The sequence below is a fragment of the Mycobacterium sp. 2YAF39 genome (genome assembly GCF_052114565.1).
Classification (GTDB): domain Bacteria; phylum Actinomycetota; class Actinomycetes; order Mycobacteriales; family Mycobacteriaceae; genus Mycobacterium.
Genome location: NZ_JBFREZ010000018.1, coordinates 15,041 through 35,676, shown reverse-complemented (window position 1 = coordinate 35,676; position 20,636 = coordinate 15,041). Strand labels below are relative to the sequence as shown.

The 20,636-nt window shown below is 66.2% G+C and carries 16 protein-coding genes; 8 read left to right on the top strand and 8 right to left on the bottom strand.

What is annotated here, in order from left to right; all coding sequences use genetic code 11:
* Positions 1-8 precede the first annotated feature (8 nt).
* Positions 9-1,286: a DNA polymerase domain-containing protein gene (locus tag AB4Z42_RS28165; protein WP_442012537.1), complete on the bottom strand. Its 1,278-nt coding sequence runs from the start codon at positions 1,284-1,286 to the stop codon at positions 9-11.
* 55 nt (positions 1,287-1,341) lie between these two features.
* On the opposite strand from AB4Z42_RS28165, the gene fadD2 reads away from it, so the two are divergent.
* Positions 1,342-3,021 (top strand): long-chain-fatty-acid--CoA ligase FadD2, encoded by a 1,680-nt coding sequence (gene fadD2 / locus AB4Z42_RS28160; protein ID WP_442012536.1) that lies wholly within the window; start codon positions 1,342-1,344, stop codon positions 3,019-3,021.
* On the opposite strand, the gene AB4Z42_RS28155 is transcribed toward fadD2, so the two are convergent.
* The 5 genes from AB4Z42_RS28155 to AB4Z42_RS28135 form a co-directional block, all read right to left on the bottom strand.
* Positions 3,018-3,302, bottom strand: coding sequence for a hypothetical protein (locus AB4Z42_RS28155; protein WP_442012535.1), 285 nt, complete (start codon positions 3,300-3,302; stop codon positions 3,018-3,020). The genes fadD2 and AB4Z42_RS28155 overlap by 4 nt on opposite strands.
* A gap of 63 nt (positions 3,303-3,365) precedes the next feature.
* Positions 3,366-5,558 (bottom strand): acyl-CoA dehydrogenase, encoded by a 2,193-nt coding sequence (locus tag AB4Z42_RS28150; protein ID WP_442012534.1) that lies wholly within the window; start codon positions 5,556-5,558, stop codon positions 3,366-3,368.
* Positions 5,559-5,570: 12 nt separating this feature from the next.
* On the bottom strand, positions 5,571-6,587 hold the full coding sequence (locus AB4Z42_RS28145) for a 2-hydroxyacid dehydrogenase (RefSeq protein WP_442012533.1): 1,017 nt from the start codon (positions 6,585-6,587) through the stop codon (positions 5,571-5,573).
* The gene (locus AB4Z42_RS28140) at positions 6,563-7,705 is read right to left on the bottom strand and encodes an alpha/beta hydrolase (protein WP_442012532.1); all 1,143 of its coding nucleotides are present in this window, start codon (positions 7,703-7,705) and stop codon (positions 6,563-6,565) included. Before AB4Z42_RS28140 ends, AB4Z42_RS28145 begins: the two co-directional genes overlap by 25 nt.
* A complete protein-coding gene (locus AB4Z42_RS28135) occupies positions 7,702-8,325 on the bottom strand; it encodes a TetR/AcrR family transcriptional regulator (protein WP_442012531.1) in 624 nt (207 codons plus the stop codon). Before AB4Z42_RS28135 ends, AB4Z42_RS28140 begins: the two co-directional genes overlap by 4 nt.
* 73 nt (positions 8,326-8,398) lie before the next feature.
* On the opposite strand from AB4Z42_RS28135, the gene AB4Z42_RS28130 reads away from it, so the two are divergent.
* Positions 8,399-8,974: a VOC family protein gene (locus AB4Z42_RS28130; protein ID WP_442012530.1), complete on the top strand. Its 576-nt coding sequence runs from the start codon at positions 8,399-8,401 to the stop codon at positions 8,972-8,974.
* Here the strand turns inward: AB4Z42_RS28130 and AB4Z42_RS28125 are convergent.
* On the bottom strand, positions 8,971-9,597 hold the full coding sequence (locus AB4Z42_RS28125; RefSeq protein ID WP_442012552.1) for a TetR/AcrR family transcriptional regulator: 627 nt from the start codon (positions 9,595-9,597) through the stop codon (positions 8,971-8,973). The two genes, AB4Z42_RS28130 and AB4Z42_RS28125, sit on opposite strands and share 4 nt — an antisense overlap.
* A gap of 72 nt (positions 9,598-9,669) precedes the next feature.
* Here AB4Z42_RS28125 and AB4Z42_RS28120 point away from each other — a divergent pair, with 72 nt between their 5' ends.
* Positions 9,670-10,566, top strand: a complete 897-nt coding sequence (locus tag AB4Z42_RS28120; RefSeq protein ID WP_442012529.1) for an oxygenase MpaB family protein — start codon at positions 9,670-9,672, stop codon at positions 10,564-10,566.
* Here AB4Z42_RS28120 and AB4Z42_RS28115 read toward each other — a convergent pair.
* On the bottom strand, positions 10,563-11,900 hold the full coding sequence (locus AB4Z42_RS28115) for an adenylate/guanylate cyclase domain-containing protein (protein ID WP_442012528.1): 1,338 nt from the start codon (positions 11,898-11,900) through the stop codon (positions 10,563-10,565). The two genes, AB4Z42_RS28120 and AB4Z42_RS28115, sit on opposite strands and share 4 nt — an antisense overlap.
* 62 nt (positions 11,901-11,962) lie before the next feature.
* Here AB4Z42_RS28115 and AB4Z42_RS28110 point away from each other — a divergent pair, with 62 nt between their 5' ends.
* The 5 genes from AB4Z42_RS28110 to AB4Z42_RS28090 all read left to right on the top strand — a co-directional run bounded on the left by AB4Z42_RS28110 (position 11,963) and on the right by AB4Z42_RS28090 (position 20,634).
* Positions 11,963-12,859, top strand: coding sequence for a class I SAM-dependent methyltransferase (locus tag AB4Z42_RS28110; RefSeq protein ID WP_442012527.1), 897 nt, complete (start codon positions 11,963-11,965; stop codon positions 12,857-12,859).
* Between the two features lie 101 nt (positions 12,860-12,960).
* Positions 12,961-14,778: a type VII secretion AAA-ATPase EccA gene (gene eccA / locus AB4Z42_RS28105; protein WP_442012526.1), complete on the top strand. Its 1,818-nt coding sequence runs from the start codon at positions 12,961-12,963 to the stop codon at positions 14,776-14,778.
* Entirely contained in the window at positions 14,775-16,340 is a 1,566-nt protein-coding gene (gene eccB, locus AB4Z42_RS28100; RefSeq protein ID WP_442012525.1) for a type VII secretion protein EccB, read from the top strand. Before eccA ends, eccB begins: the two co-directional genes overlap by 4 nt.
* Positions 16,337-20,326: a type VII secretion protein EccCa gene (eccCa, locus tag AB4Z42_RS28095; protein ID WP_442012524.1), complete on the top strand. Its 3,990-nt coding sequence runs from the start codon at positions 16,337-16,339 to the stop codon at positions 20,324-20,326. The genes eccB and eccCa overlap by 4 nt, the downstream gene beginning before the upstream one ends.
* A complete protein-coding gene (locus tag AB4Z42_RS28090; RefSeq protein WP_442012523.1) occupies positions 20,326-20,634 on the top strand; it encodes a PE family protein in 309 nt (102 codons plus the stop codon). The genes eccCa and AB4Z42_RS28090 overlap by 1 nt, the downstream gene beginning before the upstream one ends.
* Positions 20,635-20,636 lie beyond the last annotated feature (2 nt).

Here is a 20,636-nt window from a genome sequence, read left to right as displayed (position 1 = left end):
AATACCGCTCAGCTGCCGCGCATCCATTGCGGTCCCGAGTAGTTCTCCCACGGGTTGTAATCGGCGAGTAACGGCTCCTGTGGGGGGCGTTGTTCCTCGGGGACATGCTGCAGGTTGATCCGGATGCGGTACCAGATCGAACTGGGGCCACGCATCCCGTCCACCAGAACATCTGGCGCTTCGAGCTTTTCAGCTACCGACGGGTAACGTCCGCGCCACGTGTCGAGCGCTGCCATCGCTTCGTCTTTGGTTTTGGTGCGCGCTATCTCGATCAACGGCATCACCGATTCACGCCGACCCGTCCCCTGCTTTGGTCCGATGTCGCCGCCGGGGCGGCTCCGTGCGCCGCGCGGCGCCCTCTCCGGCGGCCCGAGCTCCTCGGCGAGGCCGAGCAGGGCATCGAGCGTGCCCGCCGAGTCGTCGATTCCCTCCCATGGGTCGCCCCGATCCTCGAACCGGTCGCCGACCGTGGCGATGGTGAATTCCTCAGGACGGCAGTCGGCCACCTCGTCCCACAACAACGGCGTCGACACCCGCGCGTCGGGAGTGGCGCGCACCGAGTACGCCGACGCCACGGTGCGGTCGAAAGCGTTCTGGTTGAAGTCGACGAACACGCCTTCGCGCTCTTCCTTCCACCAGCGGCTGGTGGCAAGGTCGGGCGCCCGGCGTTCGACCTCGCGGGCGATCGTCTGAGCGGCCAGCCGCACCTGCTTGAACGGCCAGTGCCGTTCGATGCGCGCATAGATGTGAAAGCCGCGCGATCCAGACGTCTTCGGCCACGCCGTCAGCCCGTAGTCCTCGAGCACGCCGCGCGCGACCAGCGCCACCTCCACGATCTGGCGCCAATCCACGCCCGGCATGGGGTCGAGGTCGACACGCAACTCGTCGGGATGGGCCAGGTCGTCGGCGCGCACCGGGTGCGGATTGAGATCGACGCAGCCCAGGTTGACCGCCCAGACCAGACCGCCGGCGTCGCGGATCACCGCCTCTTTCGCCGACGTCCCCGATGCGTACTTCAGCTCGGCGACCTCGACGAAGTCGGGACGTTTCGCGGGGGCACGTTTCTGGAACACGGCCTCTTCGGTGATTCCCTTGACGAACCTCTTGAGGATCATCGGCCGGTCCGCCACCCCGCGCAGCGCTCCGTCGGCGACGCGCAGGTAGTAGCGCATCAGGTCCATCTTGGTGACACCCCCGTTGCCCTGGAAAGCGGGAAACACCACCTTGTCCGGGTTGGTGATGGGCACCTGCTGGCCGTCGACCTCCAAGTGGAGTGGGGCGGGCATAAGTCCATGTTAGGTTCCGAGCCGCCCTGCGACGCTCGTCACATATTGTGGGTTCATGCCCAAGCTAACTGATCTTCCGTTGCAGGCAGCGGCCAAAATTCAGCAGTATGCCGAGCGTGGGTCGGCCGAGCTGCACTACGCCCGCAAGATGTTCGAAGCCGGCGCGCTGAAGCTGGAGGCGCCGCAGAACATCGCGGCGTTCCTCGCCGACATCCGGCGCTGGGGTGAGTTCGGCATGATTCCCGCGCTGAATGCACGCCGTACCCCCGATCGCGTGGCCGTCGTGGATGACGACGGCGAGTTCACGTTCAAAGAGCTCGACGACGCGGCGCACGCCGTCGCCAACGGGCTGCGGGCGATGGGGGTGAAGGGCGGCGACGGGGTCGCGATCCTCGCGCGCAACCACCGGTGGTTCCTCGTATCGGTGTACGGGGCGGCCCGCGTCGGCGCCCGCATCATCCTGCTCAACAGCGAGTTCTCGGGGCCGCAGATCAAGGAGGTGTCCGAGCGCGAGGGCGCGAAGGTCATCATCTACGACGACGAGTACACCGAGGCCGTCTCACAAGCCGACCCCGACTTCGGCAAGCTGCGGGCCCTTGCGACCAACCCGGACTCCGACGAGCCGTCCGGCAGTACCGATGAGACCATCGCCGACCTGATTGCGCGCAGCAGCTCGGAGCTGGCGCCCAAGGCGACCAGGCATTCGTCGATCATCATCCTGACCAGCGGGACCACCGGCACACCCAAGGGCGCCAACCGCAGCACCCCGCCGTCGCTCGCGCCGATCGGCGGCGTGCTGTCGCACGTGCCGTTCAAGGCGGGCGAGGTGACCTCGCTTCCGGCGCCGATGTTCCACGCGCTGGGCTTCCTGCACGCCACGATCGCGATGATGCTGGGCTCCACGCTCGTGCTGCGCCGGCGCTTCAAGCCCGCGACCGTCCTTGCGGATATCGAGAAGAACCGGGCCACCGCGATCGTGGTCGTGCCGGTGATGCTGTCGCGCCTGCTCGACGAGCTCGAGAAGACTCAACCGAAACCCGACCTGTCCTCGCTGCGCATCGCTTTCGTATCGGGGTCACAGCTGGGCGCTGAACTGGCGTCACGGGCCCTCAAGGATCTCGGCCCCGTCATCTACAACCTCTACGGCTCGACGGAGATCGCGTTCGCGACCATCGCGCGGCCGAAGGATCTGTCGATCAACCCCGGCACGGTCGGTCCCGTCGTCAAGGGCGTCAAGGTCAAGATCCTCGACGACAACGGCAACGAGCTTCCCCAGGGCGAGGTGGGCCGCATCTTCGTGGGCAACACCTTCCCCTTCGAGGGTTACACCGGCGGCGGGCACAAGCAGATCATCGACGGGCTGATGTCCTCCGGCGACGTCGGCTACTTCGATGAGCACGATCTGCTGTACGTCAGCGGCCGTGACGACGAGATGATCGTGTCCGGCGGCGAGAACGTGTTCCCTGCCGAGATCGAAGATCTGGTGAGCGGCCATCCCGAGGTCGTCGAGGCCACCGCGCTAGGTGTCGAGGACAAGGAATGGGGACACCGGTTGCGCTGCTTCGTCGTCAAGGTCGACGGTGCCTCGATCGACGAGGACGCGATCAAGACGTACGTGCGCGAGAACCTGGCCCGCTACAAGGTGCCGCGTGAGGTCGTTTTCCTCGATGAGCTGCCACGAAATCCCACCGGCAAGATCCTCAAGCGCGAACTGCGCGAAATGGACGTCGACTAGGGGTTGTTGACGTACCAGGAGAGGCATCCCGGAATGCCGCGGCACGCGATGATCGCGTTGGCATCGGGCGCAGAACCGCGGATCTTGTGTTGTGGGCCGGGAATCGTGCAACTGCGACCGTAGGGGTTCGGGAACGTCGTGCCCATGTAGCAGGGCAGAGCGACAGATTGTGAATCGTCGGTGTCCTGCGCCGCCGTAAACACGGACGGTGTGACGAGGAATGCCAGTGCGGCGGCTCCGGAGAACACGAACGGAACCACTCGACTCTTGAGAACGCGCATACATACCACCAACTCGAATAGGCAGACGCCTATTTCGATAGTAGACCCCGAATTAGGGGTTTCCTACGGATCGCGGGGCAGCCCGAGTAGCCGCTCGGCGATGATGTTGAGCTGAACCTCCGACGTGCCGCCGTAGATCGTCGTTGCCCGGCTGGCCAACAGGAACTCGGCCCACTTGCCCTGCGGCGTCTCCGGATTGCCCACGACGCCGTCGGTGCCGAACGACGAAACCGCGAACTCGGCATACTTCTGACCGGTGCGCATCGACAGCAGTTTGGAGATGGCCGCCGCCGGCATCGGATCTCCGCCTGCCAACGTCAGCAGCGTCGACCGCATGTTGAGCACCTTCGCGGCGTGTCCTTCCGCGATCAGATGTCCGGCCTGGTGCTGCCCGACCTGATCGAACTGGCCATCGCGCATGTAGTTGACGAAGCCGTCGAGGGTGGGCAGGAATGGCGGCTCAGTGCTGCCGATCGACACGCGCTCAGCCGTCAGGGTGGTGCGGCTGACCTCCCAGCCACGGTCCACCTCACCGAGCACCATGTCGTCGGGGACGAAGACGTCGTCGATGAACACGGTGTTGAACATCGCGTTGCCGGTCAACTCACGTAGCGGCTTCACCTCGACGCCGTCACTGCTCATATCGAGCAGGAAGTAGGTGATGCCGTTGTGCTTCGGCGCGCTCGGATTCGTGCGCGCCAGCAGCATGCCCCACTGGGAGTACTGCGCCCCGGTGGTCCAGATCTTCTGGCCGGTGATTCGCCAGCCGCCGTCGACCTTGGTGGCCTTGGTGGTCAGGCTGGCGAGATCGGATCCGGCGCCGGGCTCGGAAAACAGCTGGCACCAGATCATCTCGCCGCGCAGTGTCGGTGGCAGGAAGCGCTGCTGCTGCTCCTCGGTCCCGAACGCCACCACCGAGGGGATCAGCCATGCCGCGATGCCCATGGCGGGACGACGGACCCGGCCGGTGCTGAACTCCTGGGCGATGATGATCTGTTCGATGGGATTGGCGGCGCGGCCCCATGGCTTGGGCAGGTGGGGGACCACCCACCCGCCCTCGGCGATCGCGGTGGTGCGCTCCTCGGCCGGAATCGCCTTGAGCCCTGCGACTTCCGCGCGAATCTCGTCGCGCAGCTTCTCCGTATCGGGGTCAAGATCGATATTGAGCTTGCGCGGTCCGGTGCTCGTCGCGATGTCGACGACATGCTGCGGGTAGTCACCCGTGCGGCCGAAACACGCGGCCAGCAGGAGCGCGCGGCGGTAGTACACGTTGGTGTCGTGCTCCCAGGTGAAGCCGATACCGCCGTGCACCTGAATGCAGTCCTGGGTGGTGTGCAGCACGGCTGCGGGTGCCAATGTCGCGGCGACGGCCGCGGCGAACTCGAAAGCCGTTTCATCCGTTGGGTTCTGGCTGTGCTCGTCGATGGCCCGCGCCGCGTCCCACACCGCGGCGGTCGCCCGCTCGGTGTCGGCGATCATCTGGGCGCACTTGTGCTTGATGGCCTGGAACTGGCCGATCGGGCGACCGAACTGCTCGCGAATCTTGGCGTACGCCGTTGCGGTGTCGGTCGCCCACCGCGCGACGCCGACGCACTCCGCGGAAAGCAGCGTCGAAATGACGGCCCGCGCGTGGTCACGGCTCAGGTTGCTCAGCACGCGGTCGTCGCCGACCTCGACGGCGTTGGCGCGCACATCGGCCACGGGGCGAAGGGGGTCCACGCTTGCGACGGCTTCGATCTCCAGCGCCTCGGCGTCGAGCACCACCCATTCCACTCCGCTGTCGATCGCCACGGGCAGCACCAGCATCGTCGCCTGGCCGGCCGCGGGCACGGCTCGCACCTCGCCGCGAATGACCAGGTCCTCGCCCTGTCTGGTGGCCGTCAGGCCGGAGTCGATCGCGTAGGTCGCGATCACCTCGCCGGACGCCAGGTCGTTGAGCACCTTGGCGTCGGGGTCGTTGGCGGCGATCAGGGCGCTGGCGATCGCAGAGGGCACGAAGGGCCCTGGTACCGCGCCGTAACCGAACTCCGCGAGCACGATCGCCAGCTCGAGCACGCCGAAGCCTTGTCCGCCAACGGATTCCGCCAGGTGCACACCCTGCAGGCCCTGTTCGGCGGCGGCCTTCCAATACGGCGGCGGGTTGGGAACCGGTGTCTCCAGAGCCTCGTGCAGCACCTCCGACGGCGCTACCCGCGCTACCAGGGACCGAACCGAATCGGCCAGGTCGTTGTGCTCAGTGGTGATAGCGATGGGCATAGCTGTTGCACCTCATTGTGGCGGCGGTGTTTCCCTATTAACCGGTCGGTTGGGAACCACGATACCGTTCACCACATTGGCGAGGTCCCGGCCGTCCCGGATGCGGCGGCAGTTGTCGACGGCCTCGGCCAGGTATCGCTGCATCGTGTCCCGGGTGTACCAACTCACGTGCGGTGTCAGCACTACGTTGGGCAGCGTGAGCAGCGCATTACCCGCCGGAATCGGTTCGGTGGCGAAGACGTCAAGACCCGCTGCCGCCACACCGCCCCCGCGCAGCGCGGCCACGAGAGCGTCCTCATCGACCACCGCGCCGCGTGAGGTGTTGACCAGCACTGCGTCGGGCTTCATCGAAGCCAGCGCGGCGCTGTCGAGCAAGCCCGCGGTCGCGTCGGTCAGCGGGATGTGCAACGAGACGATGTCGCTGGCGGGCAGCAGCTCGGACAGTGGTCGCCAGCCCGGGTGGCCGTCGTCGCGGGTGCTGGTGTGCAATACCCGGGAAGCGGGAGTGCCCATCGCCGTCACGATGGTTTCCACCCGTTTGGCGATGTTGCCGTAGCCCACCAGACCGACCGTGCACCCGCCGATGTCACGCACCGTCTCGCCCAGGCTCGGATCCGACGGCCAGCCCGCGCCTTCGCGGGTGGCGCGGTCGAGCTCGGTCAGTCGTCGCAGCGCCGCAAGCATCAGCAGCACGGTGCCTTCGGCGACAGAGGGAGCGTTGGCGCCGGGCATGTTCGCCACGGCGATGCCCAGCCGGGTCGCCGTCTCGACGTCGATGGTGTTCACGCCCGCGCCCAGCTTGTGTACGAGCATGCAACGCGGAGCCTTCGCGAGATCGTCCGCGGAGATCGGCCGCAGCACGTGCCAGATCACTTCGGCTTCGGTCAGCTCGCGGTAGAACGTGTCGTCGTCGTCCTCGGCGCAATAGCGGATGTCGAGCCAATCCGCTTCTGGCGCAACGAACTGCGTGACCTTGTCGCCGGGAACGTAGTGCGCCAGGACTCTTAGCGCCACCGCTTCGCGATCCACTTGGCGATGGTATCGGCCTTCTCGCTTCGCGCGCCCGGAGACATGAAGTAGTGGTCGGTGTCGACCGAGTACTGCGACTTGTCCTCGCTCGCGAGTGCGTCGTAGATGCGTTGCGCGTCGGATGGATATACGCCGGTGTCCTGCTCGGCGTTGATGACCAGCGCGGGACACGTCAGACGCGCCAGGTGCGGTTCGGCGCGGGTCTGGGCGTGCCGCAGGCTCCACATACCGATCCAGCTGCGTAGCGTGCAGGCCGCCGCTATGCCGTGTGCTGACCGGTTGGCCTTGACCGGGACCCCCGCGTAACACATGTTGGCAGGCCGCTTGGTGGGTTCCAGACTGGGATCGACCATGCGCGGATCGGCCCACGTCCGCATCACCGTGAACGGACGGTCGGAGAATCCGGCGGCGTGGACGCGCTTGAGTTCGGCCTCGGCCCAGTCGGTGATGGCGTTGTTGCGTTCGGTCTGCGCCGCCCGATAGCGCTCGACGAATTCAGCGGAGAACGGTGGTCCGTTCTGCGATCTGAACAGATCGAGATCGGGATCGCTGGTGAGAGCATCGTTTTCGTCGACGACGGAGGCGTCCATCCACGCGGTGAGCACTTCGGGCCGACCGGGATGGGCGGCGCTCGCGATGTAGGCATCCGCAGGCAGCAGGTCGTTGAGGCCCGCCGCGGGCCGCATGCCCTCCAGCGGTGTCACGTGCGGATCGACGGCTTGGGCCTGATAGGCGGCCATGAGTGAGCCGCCGCCTGAATTACCAAGCAGCACCACTGTTTCCACACCCTGAACCTCACGCAGCCACCGCACGCCTTCGCCGATGTCCACCAGGGCGTGATCGAGCAGGAAACTGCTCTCGAAGCCGCGATAGCGGGTGTTCCAGCCGAGGAACCCGATGCCACGGGTCGCCATGTAGTCGGCGAGATAGTGTTCGGAGAAGTCGATCTGATAGTGCGTGGCGATCATCGCCACCTTCGGCTTACGTCCCACGCCGCGGTAATAGAGCCCCTGACAAGGGTTTCCGCCCGCACCGGCCCGGCGTGCGGTCGGCGACTGCACTCCGACGAATTCACGGGTCACGCCCGGAGTTGCGCCGCTCGCCGGTGCCTTCGTCATACCGCCCCCTTGTGATAGATCGCCCGGTAGAAGACGTTCGCCAGAGCGGTGATGCATCCTTCGTCGTCGACGGATCCGGCCCTGTCTCCGGAAAGCTGTGTGTAGCAGAACTGGTTGAGCATCGACACGAGCGCCACCGCCATCAGATGAGGGTCGTCGCCGACACAGAAGCCATCTTGCTGAGCGTGTTTCACCATCCGAGTGATCAGGGCGATGGGCAGTGAGCAGATGTCGTTCCAGTACTCGGCGAAATCGTCGTTGACCATCGCCAGCTGCGACACGCTGATGATCTCGGCGAGCTGGTGGCGATAGGTGTGCCAGTGCGCGGCCACCGCCTCGTACGAACGCTCCCAGTCCGAAAGTCCCGGTTCGGCCGCCGCGCGGGATCGCTCCCTGGCCTCGTCGCGGAAGCGCAGGGCCCACTCGCGGACCATCGCTTCCTTGGAGTCGTAATAGTTGTAGAACGATGCTGTCGACTTGCCTGCCTCCGCGGCGATGTCCGAAATCGTGGTCGCGAGAATGCCTTTACGGGCAATGACCGAGCGGGCCGCCGCGTCGATCGCCGCCTGCGTCTGACGGCCGCGCAGCGTTGGCAGCTGCTCGCGTGGGCTAGCGGTCACGGCCTCTCCATTGATCGAAACTGAACCTGATGTTAGATTCAGAATTCGAGCTTGACTAGAGGAGCAGCCAGAGATGATCAAGCCGAATAATTCAAATTCCGAGTTCGAGCTCGGCGGTATCAACCATGTCGCACTGGTGTGTGCGGATATGGCGAGGACCGTCGACTTCTACAGCAATGTGCTTGGTATGCCGCTGATCAAGTCGCTCGACCTGCCGGGCGGCATGGGGCAACACTTCTTCTTCGATGCGGGCAACGGCGATTGCGTGGCGTTCTTCTGGTTCGCCGACGCCCCGGACCGCGTTCCGGGTATTTCGTCGCCCGAGGCGATCCCGGGCATCGGTGACATCGTCAGCGCGGTGAGCACCATGAATCACCTGGCGTTCCACGTACCTGCGGAGAAGTTCGACGAGTACCGTCAGCGCCTGAAGGACAAGGGTGTGCGCGTCGGCCCGGTCCTCAACCACGACGAGAGCAAGCAGCAGGTCTCTGCGACGGTGCACCCCGGTGTCTATGTGCGGTCGTTCTACTTCCTGGATCCGGACGGCATCACGCTCGAGTTTGCGTGCTGGACAAAGGAATTCACCGAGAGCGACAACAACACCGCGCCCAAGACCGCGGCTGATCGCCGGCCGAGGGTGACCGTCTAGGTTCGTGGCGGCATCGCTGCGAGCTGATCGATCATCGCGGCCAGCGCGTCGACCAGTTCGTCGTGGCCGAGGCTGATATCGCCTGCCAGCCACGCACTGATCGTCTGCCCGACCCCGCCCACCGCGAAATGCGATGCGGCCCTGACGTGATCGTTCTCCAGCGCCCCGTGCGCGCCGGCGTGCGCAAACAGCAGCGCGGCGAACAACGCCGACGACTCGGCGCGTTTGCGCACGATCACCGTGTTGGACAGCTCGACGTTGAACAGAAGACGACCCACCCGGGTATCGGCGGAGACGGTGCGCACGATGTTGGCCATCGCAGCGCGGGCCTGCTCTTCGGGTGGTGCTGACGCAACGGCGGCCTGGGTGGTCGCGGCGATCTCGGCGATGACCGAATCGAAAACCGCCCCGACGAAGTGGTCCTTGTCGGTGAAGCTCTCGTAGAAGTACCGCAAACCCAAGGTGGCCTGCCCGCAGATGGCCCGCACCGTCAGTTCGGCGGGGTCTTTACCCGCGGCGCCGAGCAGTTCCAGTCCGGCGTCCAGCAGCGTTCGCCGCCGACCGGCGACACGTTCACCCGCGTCGACGCCGCGATACGGGCGCACCTGTGCCATGAATGCCATCTTGACACCCGTCAGCTCCGCGGGCAAGATCAGGAAACACACGTTATCACATTTGCCGATAGGGGCCGACCAATGAAGGTCAGAGAGCCGATCGACCACGTCGGGCGTCCACTCAACGATCCGGTGCTCGCTGGCGGTAGGCGGCCGCCACGGTGGATGTACAGGTCCGACGATGCTGCGTTCATCGGATTGTTGTCCGGCGGCGCCAACGTGATCATGGAGCTCGCTCGGCCCGGCGTCGGCTACGGCGTCAAGGACAGCCGCGTCGAAACCGGTCGGGCAGACCGGCACCCCATCAAGCGCGCCAGGACCACGTTCACCTATCTCGCGGTCGCCCTGTCGGGCAGTGACGAGCAAAAGAAGACCTACCGCCGCGCCGTGAACAAGTCTCACGCCGAGGTGTACTCGAAGCCCGACAGCCCCGTGCAGTACAACGCCTTCGACAAGGACCTGCAGATGTGGGTGGCGGCGTGCCTCTACAAGGGGTTCGTCGATGTCCACCGCATCTTCGTCGGCGAGATGGACGACGACGCCGCGGACCGCCACTATCGCGAAGGTATGACGCTCGGCACGACATTGCAGGTTCCTCCGGAGATGTGGCCGGCAGACCGCAAGGCGTTCGACGAGTACTGGCAGCAGTCGCTGGATCAGATCCACATCGACGATGCGGTGTACGAGTACCTGTGGCCGATCGCTGCCGGCCGCCTCGGTAACGCCACGCTGCCCCGCCCGCTGCAGAAGCGAGTCGACGCGGTCAACCTCTTCATGACCACAGGCTTTCTGCCGCAACGTTTCCGCGACGAGATGCGACTCCCGTGGAATGCGGCCAAGCAGCGCAGGTTCAATCGCGTGATGGCGGTGGTCGGAAGGATCAACAACCTGATGCCGCGGTTCGTCCGGCGGTTCCCCTTCAACTGGATGCTGAGGGATCTCGACTGGCGGATGCGGACCGGTCGCCCGCTGACTTAGGGCGCCTTGACGCGGTAGACGTCGATCTCCTCGGGTAGGCCTTTCAACCGTTGGGGGCCAAGGCTTTCGAAGTTCAATTCCGAGCCCGCGGACAGGTCGCGCACCGTCCGGCTGGCCAGCACCTCGCCCTCGCCGGCCATTGCGCCGATGCGCGCACCGGTATGTACGGCGATCCCGCTCCATTGGTCACCGCGCCGCTCGCACTCGCCGGTGTGGATGCCGATCCGGATCGGGATACCGCGTCCGGCAAGGGCGGGTAACAGGTCGAGCGCGCACCGTGCGGCCCGGGTGGGCGCATCGAATATCGCGAGTATGCCGTCGCCGGTGTGGTTCGCGCGGTGACCGCCGAACGTCGAGACGATGTGATCGACGAGGTCGTCGTGGCTGTCGAGCTGGTGGCGCCAGCGCGAATCACCTTGTGCGCTCAACCGTTCCGTGGAGCCGACGATGTCGGTAAACATCACCGTCCTGAGGAGTCGTTCGTCCGCAGGCTGGCTGGGGCTCTTGCCGATGAACTGCAACACGGCGTCACAGAGCTCGTCGAGTATGTCGAAGCTGCTGTGTGAACCGGCGGGCAACGACTCGAATCGTGCATTCGGAATGCCTGCAGCCAATGCCTGGGCCGCTTCTACGGGGACGAACCGGTCGCCGGGCCTGGCGAGCACCAGGGTCGGCGTGTGCACCGAGGCGAGCACACCCCGCACATCGACGTCCATGAAGGTGCGCCATCGCAGCTTGGCCATGGCCGGACTGGTGATCGACCGTTGCAGCTTGCCGAACATTTCGCGCACGCCTGGGGTATCGGCGGCCTGTCCGTAGAACAATTCCGCGAGCGCGCCCTCACCCCAGTCGCGATCGATCTCGTCGATCTGCGCTTCGATCTCGGATGTGGTGAAGCCCCAGGGAAAGTCGGGCAGATCCTGGGAGAACCGCGCCGCCGTCGCGTACAGAGCGAGGAGGCTGAGCCGCTCGGGGTAGCGGGCGGCGAGGAGGAGGCAGATCGACCCGCCTTCGCTCGATCCCACGAGAACGGGGCGCTCGGCGCCGACCGCGTCGATGACGGCGCGCAGGTCGTCGACTCTGTCGTCGAAGGTGAGAACATCGCCGGCTGGGTCGGAAAGACCTGTACCGCGTCGATCCCACACCACGAATTGGACCGATTCGGAGATCAAGTCGATGAACCGCTTGTACGGACTGTGGGGTTCGTCGACGGTGTCGACGTTGCTCACGACCCAGCCGGCGGACCAGACCACGACCGGTCCTGAATCGCCGAAGATCCGGTACGCGAGGCGTACATCCCCGTTGCGCGCGTAGTGCACCCGCCCGTCGCCCACGTCAATATGGTGTCACCTGGCGCGTCAGCTAGTTGTCAGATTGCGCGCGTAGAAACGGGCACATGCGTACCGAACATGACACCTGGGACATCACGACGAGCGTTGGTTCGACGGCATTGTTCGTCGCCGCAGCACGGGCACTGGAGGCACAGAAGCAGACCCCCGTCGCCGTCGATCCCTTCGCCGAGATCTTCTGCCGCACGGTGGGCGGCCCATGGGCCGACCTCCTCGACGGCACGGCGCCCGACCACGCGCTGAAATCGGCATTCGGTAGCGATTTCGTGAATTTCCAGGGCGTTCGGACCAAGTATTTCGACACGTACTTCGTCAAGGCCGCCGCGGCGGGCGTCCGGCAGATCGTCTTGCTCGCCGCCGGTCTGGACTCACGTGCGTACCGGCTCGACTGGCCTGCGGAGACCGTCGTCTACGAACTGGATCAGCCCCAGGTCCTGAAATTCAAGCGGGACGCGCTGGCCGGGTGCCGGGCAGGCGCACAACGCCGCGAAGTCGCCGTCGACCTGCGAGACGACTGGCCGCGCGCACTTCTGGCGCACGGGTTCGATCCGTCCTTGCCGTCCGCCTGGATCGTCGAGGGACTGCTGATCTATCTGCCTGCCACAGCGCAGATTCAACTCTTCACCGGCATCGACGCGATGTCGGCCCCGGGGAGCCGCGCCGCGCTCGAGGAGGCGGTCCCGATGGACGCCGCGGTATTTGCCGCCAAGCAAGCCGAAGAGCGTGCGGGCGGGACCACCGCGCACGGCGGCCCGTTCTTCCAGCTCGTCTACAACGAGCAACCTGAACCAGCAGCTCAGTGGTTCGGTGCCCGGGGTTGGCGGGCGGATGTCACGCCGCTGCCCGACTATCTGCGCGCACACGGCCGTCCGGTGCCCTCGCCCGACTCCGACGCCGGTTCGATGACCGCGACGATCAGTCTGATCAGCGCTATCAAGGGGTGAGTCGACTCACCGCGTAGCCACGGACGTGACTCTCGACAGTTAAGTTATGCAATGCTAACTTCGCCAAGGTTAGCCTGTCATAACAAGGGGAGAAACGGCGCGTGCCGCTACAAACGGATTTTGCTGCGACGTCGCGCGTCGACAACGACGTCGTGAGCCGGTTTGCCACATGTTGCCGCGCACTGGGTCTGTCGGTCCACGATCGGCGCCGACCGCCGGACCTCCCCGCGGCGCGGTCGGGATTCACCGAGCTGACCCGGATCGCTCGCGAGCAGTGCGACGCGTGGACGGGCCTGGCCGCCGCGGGCGATACGAGTGCGCGCGTCATCGAAGGTGTGTGGCAGACGGTCAAGACCGCCGGTGCGCTGCAGCGGCAGGTCGATCTGGCCGACGGCGACCTGACCTTCACCTACGACAGCGGGCTGTACCTGCGGTTCGCGGCGTCGACGCCGGACGACTTCCAGCTGGCGTACGCCGTCACCCTCTGCGACTCCGGCGACTACGCGGCCGCCGACAAGCTCGTCGATCCGCTCATCACTCGGCGACCACGCTGGCTCGAGGCGCGGTGGGCGCGGGTGGCCATGTACTACCGGACCGAGCGTTGGTCGGACGTCGTGCGACTGCTCACCCCGGTCGTCAACGACTCGAAACTGGATGCGGCGTATGCCCATGCCGTGCGCATCGCGTTGGGCACCGCGCTGGCGCGGTTGGGCATGTTCGCCCCCGCGCTGTCCTACCTGGAGGAACCGGCCGGACCCGTGGACGTCGCCACCGTCGACGGCACTCTGGTGAAGGCGTTGTCGCTTCGGGCGCAGGGTGAAGACCTCGACGCCGCCGACGTGCTCGCCGAGCTCTACGCCGCCAACCCCGAGAACGACGAGGTCGAAACCGCGATCTCGGATACGTCGTTCGGCATCGTGCCGACGACCGCCGCGCGGATCGAAGCGCGTTCGGACATATGGGATCCCGCGACCGAGCCGACCGAAACCGATTTCGTCGACCCCGGCGCCAAGGAGCGCAAGGCCCACCTACTGATCGAAGCCGAGGCCGAGCTCGCCGAGTTCATCGGCCTCGAAGAGGTCAAGTACCAGGTGGCCCGGCTCAAGAGTTCGGTCGCCATGGCGATCCGTCGCCAGGACCGCGGCCTGACCGTGGCCAACCGCGCCAACCACCTGGTGTTCGCAGGCCCGCCCGGTACCGGTAAGACGACGATCGCGCGTGTGGTCGCCAAGATCTATTGCGGCCTGGGGATTCTCAAGAAGGAAACGGTGCGCGAGGTGCACCGCGCGGACCTGATCGGCCAGCACATCGGTGAGACCGAAGCCAAGACCAACGGCATCATCGACAGCGCGCTGGACGGCGTCCTGTTCCTCGACGAGGCCTACGCACTGGTGTCGACCGGTGCGAAGAACGACTTCGGCCTCGTCGCCATCGACACCCTGCTGGCTCGGATGGAGAACGACCGTGAGCGGCTGGTCGTGATCGTCGCGGGCTACCGCAAGGACCTCGACGCGTTCCTCGACACCAACGAGGGTCTGCGCTCGCGCTTCACCCGCAGCATCGACTTCCCGTCCTACTCGCCGCACGAACTGGTCGAGATCGCCATGCGCATGGCCGAGAAGCGGGACAGCATCTTCGAGCCGGCGGCACTGAAACACATGGAGGCGCTGTTCGGTCAGCTCGCGGCCGCAACCACGCCCGACGCCAACGGGGTCGAGAGACGAAACCTCGACATCGCCGGTAACGGCCGGTTCGTCCGCAACCTCGTGGAGCGCTCCGAAGAGGAGCGCGAGTTCCGTCTCGACCATTCCGACACCGACGACTTCACCGATGACGAGCTGATGACAATCACAGACGAGGACGTCACGAGGTCCGCCATCCCGTTGCTTCGTGGCCTCGGCCTGACGGTGCCCGAATGAGCGGTGACAATCAGGACCGCCGCGAGTTCACCTCGAGGACCCCGGTCAACGACAACCCCGACCGCGTCGCCTACCGCCGCGGATTCGTCACCCGCCACCAGGTGTCGGGGTGGCGATTCATCTTGCGACGCATCGCATCCGGCGTGGCACTGCACGACACCCGCATGCTCGTCGACCCACTGCGCAGCCAGTCGCGGGCAGTGCTCGTCGGCGCTTTGGTGCTCATCACCGGGCTCGCCGGCTGCTTCGTCTTCTCGCTCATCAGGCCGGGCGGGGTGGCGGGCAACGACGCGATCCTCGCGGACCGCACCTCGTCCGCGCTCTACGTCCGCCTCGGCGAACAGTTGCACCCGGTGCTTAACCTGACCTCGGCCCGCCTCATCGCGGGACGGCCCGACAACCCGACCACCGTGAAGACCAGCGAGATCGACCAGTTCCCGCGCGGTAACCTCATCGGTATCCCCGGGGCACCAGAACGCATGGTGCAGAACACGACTCGCGATGCCGACTGGACGGTGTGCGACGGAGTGTCGGGACCGGCGGCGGGCGTGACGTTGATCGCCGCACCGCTGTCTGACGGCGGCGAACGGGCGGCGGCGCTGCCCGGCAACGAGGCCATCCTGGTCGCCAACGAGACCGGAGCAAACGCGGGCACGTGGCTGCTGTGGAACGGCCGCCGCAGCATCATCGACCTCAACGACCGCGCCGTCACCTCCGCACTGGGCTTCGACACGGACGCAGCGGCCGGCCGCCCCATCGCGCCGGGACTGTTCAATGCGGTGCCCGAGGGTCCGGCACTAATCGCGCCGGCCATCCCCGGTGCGGGTGAGCCCACGAGCTACGCCCTACCGGTGCCCGCACCGGTCGGTGCGGTCGTGACATCGTTCGGCGCCGACAACTCCCTGCATCACTACGCGGTGCTTCGCGAAGGACTGCAACCGGTTTCACCGGTGGTCGCGGCGATACTGCGCAATACGAACTCGTTCGGCCTCAACCAGCCGCCTCGCCTCGGTGCCGACGACATCGCACGGTTGCCGGAGGCAAGCGCCATCGACGACGGCGCCTACCCGAGCGAGCCGGTCGCGATTGTCGACGCGGCCGCTGCGCCGTTGACGTGCGCTCAGTGGACGCGGCCTGCGGATGCGACCGCGGGATCTCTTCAACTGCGTTCCGGCGTAACGCTTCCGGTGTCCGAACAATTGCGGACGGTCGACCTGGTCGGAGCGGGGTCGGGCACCACAGCCGACCGCGTGGTGCTGACGCCGGGTCGCGGATACCTCGTGCAGACCGTGGGTCAGGATGGCGGAGGGGCGTCGACATCGCCGGTCGGCGCGGCGAACTTCTGGCTCAGCGACACCGGTGTGCGGTACGGCCTGGACACCGAGGAAGACCAGAAGACGATTGCGGCGCTGGGTCTTACGCCACCACCACTACCCATCCCGTGGTCGATGCTGAGCCAATTCGCCCAGGGTCCGACGCTGTCACGTGCAGACGCCCTGCTGGCCCACGACGGGCTCGCAGCCGACCCCCGACCCGCCGTCGTGAGAGAGACCCCATCGTGAGCCGCCTCATCTTCGAAGCGCGTCGCCGGATTGCGCCGCCGACCACCCGCAAGGGCACCATCACCATCGAACCGCCGCCGGAACTGCCGCGGCTGGTGCCGCCGTCGTTGTTGCGGCGGGTGTTGCCCTACCTGATCGTCATCCTCATCATCGGCATGATCGTGGCGCTGGTCGCCACGGGTATGCGGCTGATCTCACCGACAACGCTGTTCTTCCCGTTCGTCCTGTTACTGGCGGCCACCGCGCTCTACCGCGGCACCGACAACAAGATGCGCACAGAGGAAGTGGACGCCGAACGCGCCGACTATCTGCGCTACCTGTCGGTGGTCCGGGACAACGTCCGCGCCCACGCTGTCGAACAGCGTGCCGCGCTCGAGTGGTCACATCCGGATCCCACCCGGCTCGTCGACGTGCCCGGGACCCGGCGACAGTGGGAACGCGATCCTCATGACAGCGACTTCCTTGTGGTGCGAACAGGTCTGCACGATGCGCCCCTGAACGCGATGCTGCGGGTCAAGGACAGCGCCGACGAGGTGGACCTCGAACCCGTATCGCATACGACGTTGCGCGGCCTGCTCGATGTGCAACGCACTGTGCGCGCGGTTCCTTCGGGTATCGACCTGGCCAAGGTGTCGCGGATCACGGTGCTCGGCGAACCGGACGACGTCCGCGGTGCCCTGCGGGCGTGGATCACGCAAGCCGTCACGTGGCACGACCCCGCCGTCCTCGGTGTCGCACTGGTGTCACAGGACTTCGAAAGCGACGACTGGTCGTGGTTGAAATGGTTGCCGCATAACGACATACCCGGCTCCGTCGACGGTGCCGGGCCCGCCCGCTACCTCGCGTCCGATGTTGCGCATCTGCGGTCGGTGCTCGATCCGGCGCTCGACGACCGTGCGCCGTTCGGCGCGGGCGACGATTCGGGTGTCAGGCATCTGCTGGTCGTCCTCGACGACCCTGATTCGAGCACAGCCGACCTGAATGCGCTGGTGCCTCGCGCGGGACTGGCCGGCGTCACGGTGGTGCACCGCATCGCCGAGCCGCCGCACCGCGAGCAGTACGCCGACCCCGAGCGGCCCATCCTGCACGTCGTCGACGGAAAGCTCGAACGCTGGCAGACCGGCGGCTTTGGTCCGTACGTCGACACGGCGGATCACCTCGACGTCGCCACGGCCCGCCACATCGCGCGCCGGCTGTCCCGGTGGGACTCGAACCCCAACCACGCCCGCTCGAGCAATGCCGGCGTGTCGACCTTCTCGACACTGCTCGGCATTCCGGACGCCGCGGCACTGGACGTGGCGAGTCTGTGGGCGCCGCGTGCGCGCACCGACGAGCTGCGGGTGCCCATCGGTGTGACGTCCACCGGCGAACCGCTGATCTTCGACCTCAAGGATGAGGCCGAGGGCGGTATGGGTCCCCACGGCCTGATGATCGGTATGACCGGTTCGGGCAAGTCGCAGACGTTGATGTCGATGCTGTTGTCGCTGTTGACCACGCACTCGGCGGACCGGCTCATCGTGATCTACGCCGACTTCAAGGGTGAGGCAGGCGCGGACATCTTCCGCGACTTCCCGCAGGTCGTCGCGGTCATCTCCAATATGGCCGAGAAGCGTTCGCTCGCCGATCGTTTCGCCGACACGCTGCGCGGTGAAGTGGCGCGCCGCGAACAGCTGCTGATGGAAGCCGGCCGTCGGATACAGGGCAGCGCCTTCAGCTCGGTACTCGAATACGAGGCGGCGATCGCGGCGGGCCACGATCTGGCGCCGATACCGACGCTGCTGGTCGTCGCCGACGAGTTCTCCCTGATGCTTTCCGATCACCCCGAGTACGCCGACCTCTTCGATTACGTGGCGCGCAAGGGCCGTTCGTTCCGCATCCACATCCTGTTCGCGTCGCAGACGCTGGATGTTGGGCGGATCAAGGACATCGACAAGAACACGTCGTACCGGATCGGGCTGAAGGTGGCGAGTCCCGCCGTCAGTCGCCAGATCATCGGCGTCGAGGATGCATTCCACATCGAGGCAGGCCCGGAGCACAAGGGCGAGGGCTTTCTGGTGCCGACGCCCGGAGCCATGCCGGTGAAGTTCCGCAGCACCTATGTCGACGGCATATACGACCCGCCGAGAGTCGAGAAGTCGGTTGTCGTGCAATCGGTTCCGGTGCCACAGCTGTTCACTGCCGGGCATGTCGACGCGCCTGCAGACACGATCGCGGCTGTCGAGCCGGCGGCGCATGAGGACCGTCCGCCACGCAAACTGGTCGCCACGATCGGTGATCAACTCGAGCACTACGGTCCGAAGGCGCCGCGATTGTGGCTGCCTCCGCTCGACGAATCGGTACCGCTCGACGAACTGCTGACGCGCGCCGATGTATCCGAGCGCCAGTGGCAGTGGCCGCTCGGTGAGATCGACCGCCCCTTCGCAATGCGGCGTGACCCGCTGATCTTCGACGCGACCTCCGCCGCGGCCAACGTGCTGATCCACGGCGGGCCGAAGTCGGGGAAGACCACTGCGCTGCAGACGTTCATCCTGTCGGCCGCCGCGCTGCATTCTCCGCGCGACGTCACCTTCTACTGCCTCGACTACGGCGGCGGTCAACTGCGCGCCCTTGCGGATCTCGCGCACGTGGGCAGCGTCGCCTCACCGCTGGAGCCGGAACGCATCAGGCGCACGTTCGGTGAGCTCGAACAGCTGCTTGCCGCCCGGCAAGCACGCGGACACGCTGGCAACGGCGGCGGTGAACGCGACGAGTACGGCGAGGTGTTCCTCGTCATCGACAACCTGTACGCGTTCAGCCGCGACAACACGGACACGTTCAACACGCGCAATCCGTTGCTTGCCAAGGTCACCGAGCTGGTCAATATCGGCATGTCGTACGGCATACACGTGATCATCACGACGCCGAACTGGCTCGAGGTGCCGCTGGCTATGCGCGACGGGCTCGGGCTGCGCCTCGAACTCAAACTCGCTGACGCGCGGGACAGCAACGTGCGGATCACGGGAGCGCTGCGCCGGCCCGCTGAGGCGGTGCCCGCCGATCAGCCGGGTCGCGGCCTGACGATGGCTGCCGAGCACTTCCTGTTCGCGGAGCCGTCGTTGCACGACATCGCAGTCATCAACGGGCGCTACCCCGGCGCCGCGGCACCACCGGTCCGGCTGCTGCCGCTCCAACTGGCCCCCAGCCTCCTTGCTCCGCTGTATCCGGCGCCTGAGCAGGTGGTCGTCGGCCAGCGCGAAGAGGATCTTGCCGCGGTGTCGTTGGCCTTCGGCGACAACCCGCTGCTGATGGTGTTCGGCGACTCCAAATCCGGTAAGTCGACACTGCTGCGCCACGTGATTCGGACGATTCGCGAGAACTCGGTACCGGACCGTGTGGCGTTCACGGTGATCGACCGTCGCCTGCACCTCGTCGACGAACCGCTGTTCCCTGACAACGAGTACACGCCGAACATCGACCGGATCACACCGGCGATGCTGGGGTTGTCGGCGCTACTGGAGAAGCGGCGCCCGCCGGCAGGCCTGTCGCCGCAGGAGCTGAGTGGGTGGAGCTACCGGTCGGATGGAAACGGCCACACGCACTATCTGATCATCGACGACGTGGATCAGATCCCCGACGCCCCCGCAGTCAGCGGACCGTTCGTCGGGCAACGCCCGTGGACCGGCATCATCGGGTTGCTCTCGCAGGCAAGCGAGCTCGGGTTGCGCGTCATTGTCACGGCGCGCGCGACCGGATCGGCGCACGCCTTGATGACCGCGCCTTTGCTTCGCCGCCTGAACGAGCTCCAGGCGGCGATCCTCATGCTGTCCGGCAACCCGCAGGACAGCGGCAAGATCAGAGGGCACCGATTCCGCAGGTTGCCCGCTGGTCGTGCGATGTTGCTCGACGACGGCGACGCCCCGACGTTCCTGCAACTCGTCAATCCGTTCACCGACGCGGTCGCCGGCGGCACCGGCAGCACCGGAAACAGAGGAAGGGAGTTCAACTGATGACTCTGCGCGTAGTTCCCGAGGGCCTCGTAGCGGCAAGCGCCGCCGTCGAGGCGCTGACCACCCGACTGGCCGCCTCCCATGCCGCGGCCGCACCACTTGTCACCGCCGTCGTGCCGCCCGCCGCCGACGCGGTGTCGCTACAGACGGCCGCGACCATGAGCGCGCATGGCGCGCAGCACAATACGATGGCTGCCCTCGGTGTAGAGGAACTCGGTCGTTCCGGCGTTGGGGTTGGCGAATCCGGTACGAGCTATGTCACAGGGGATGCGATGGCCGCGTCGTCCTACCTGATCGCCGGCAGCTGATC

Bases quoted from the DNA above. Each gene is read 5' to 3' on its own strand.
- AB4Z42_RS28165 (WP_442012537.1), bottom strand. From the start codon at position 1,286: ATGCCCGCCCCACTCCACTTGGAGGTCGACGGCCAGCAGGTGCCCATC.
- fadD2 (WP_442012536.1), top strand. From the start codon at position 1,342: ATGCCCAAGCTAACTGATCTTCCGTTGCAGGCAGCGGCCAAAATTCAG.
- AB4Z42_RS28155 (WP_442012535.1), bottom strand. From the start codon at position 3,302: ATGCGCGTTCTCAAGAGTCGAGTGGTTCCGTTCGTGTTCTCCGGAGCC.
- AB4Z42_RS28150 (WP_442012534.1), bottom strand. From the start codon at position 5,558: ATGCCCATCGCTATCACCACTGAGCACAACGACCTGGCCGATTCGGTT.
- AB4Z42_RS28140 (WP_442012532.1), bottom strand. From the start codon at position 7,705: ATGACGAAGGCACCGGCGAGCGGCGCAACTCCGGGCGTGACCCGTGAA.
- AB4Z42_RS28130 (WP_442012530.1), top strand. From the start codon at position 8,399: ATGATCAAGCCGAATAATTCAAATTCCGAGTTCGAGCTCGGCGGTATC.
- AB4Z42_RS28125 (WP_442012552.1), bottom strand. From the start codon at position 9,597: ATGGCATTCATGGCACAGGTGCGCCCGTATCGCGGCGTCGACGCGGGT.
- AB4Z42_RS28120 (WP_442012529.1), top strand. From the start codon at position 9,670: ATGAAGGTCAGAGAGCCGATCGACCACGTCGGGCGTCCACTCAACGAT.
- AB4Z42_RS28110 (WP_442012527.1), top strand. From the start codon at position 11,963: ATGCGTACCGAACATGACACCTGGGACATCACGACGAGCGTTGGTTCG.
- eccB (WP_442012525.1), top strand. From the start codon at position 14,775: ATGAGCGGTGACAATCAGGACCGCCGCGAGTTCACCTCGAGGACCCCG.
- AB4Z42_RS28090 (WP_442012523.1), top strand. From the start codon at position 20,326: ATGACTCTGCGCGTAGTTCCCGAGGGCCTCGTAGCGGCAAGCGCCGCC.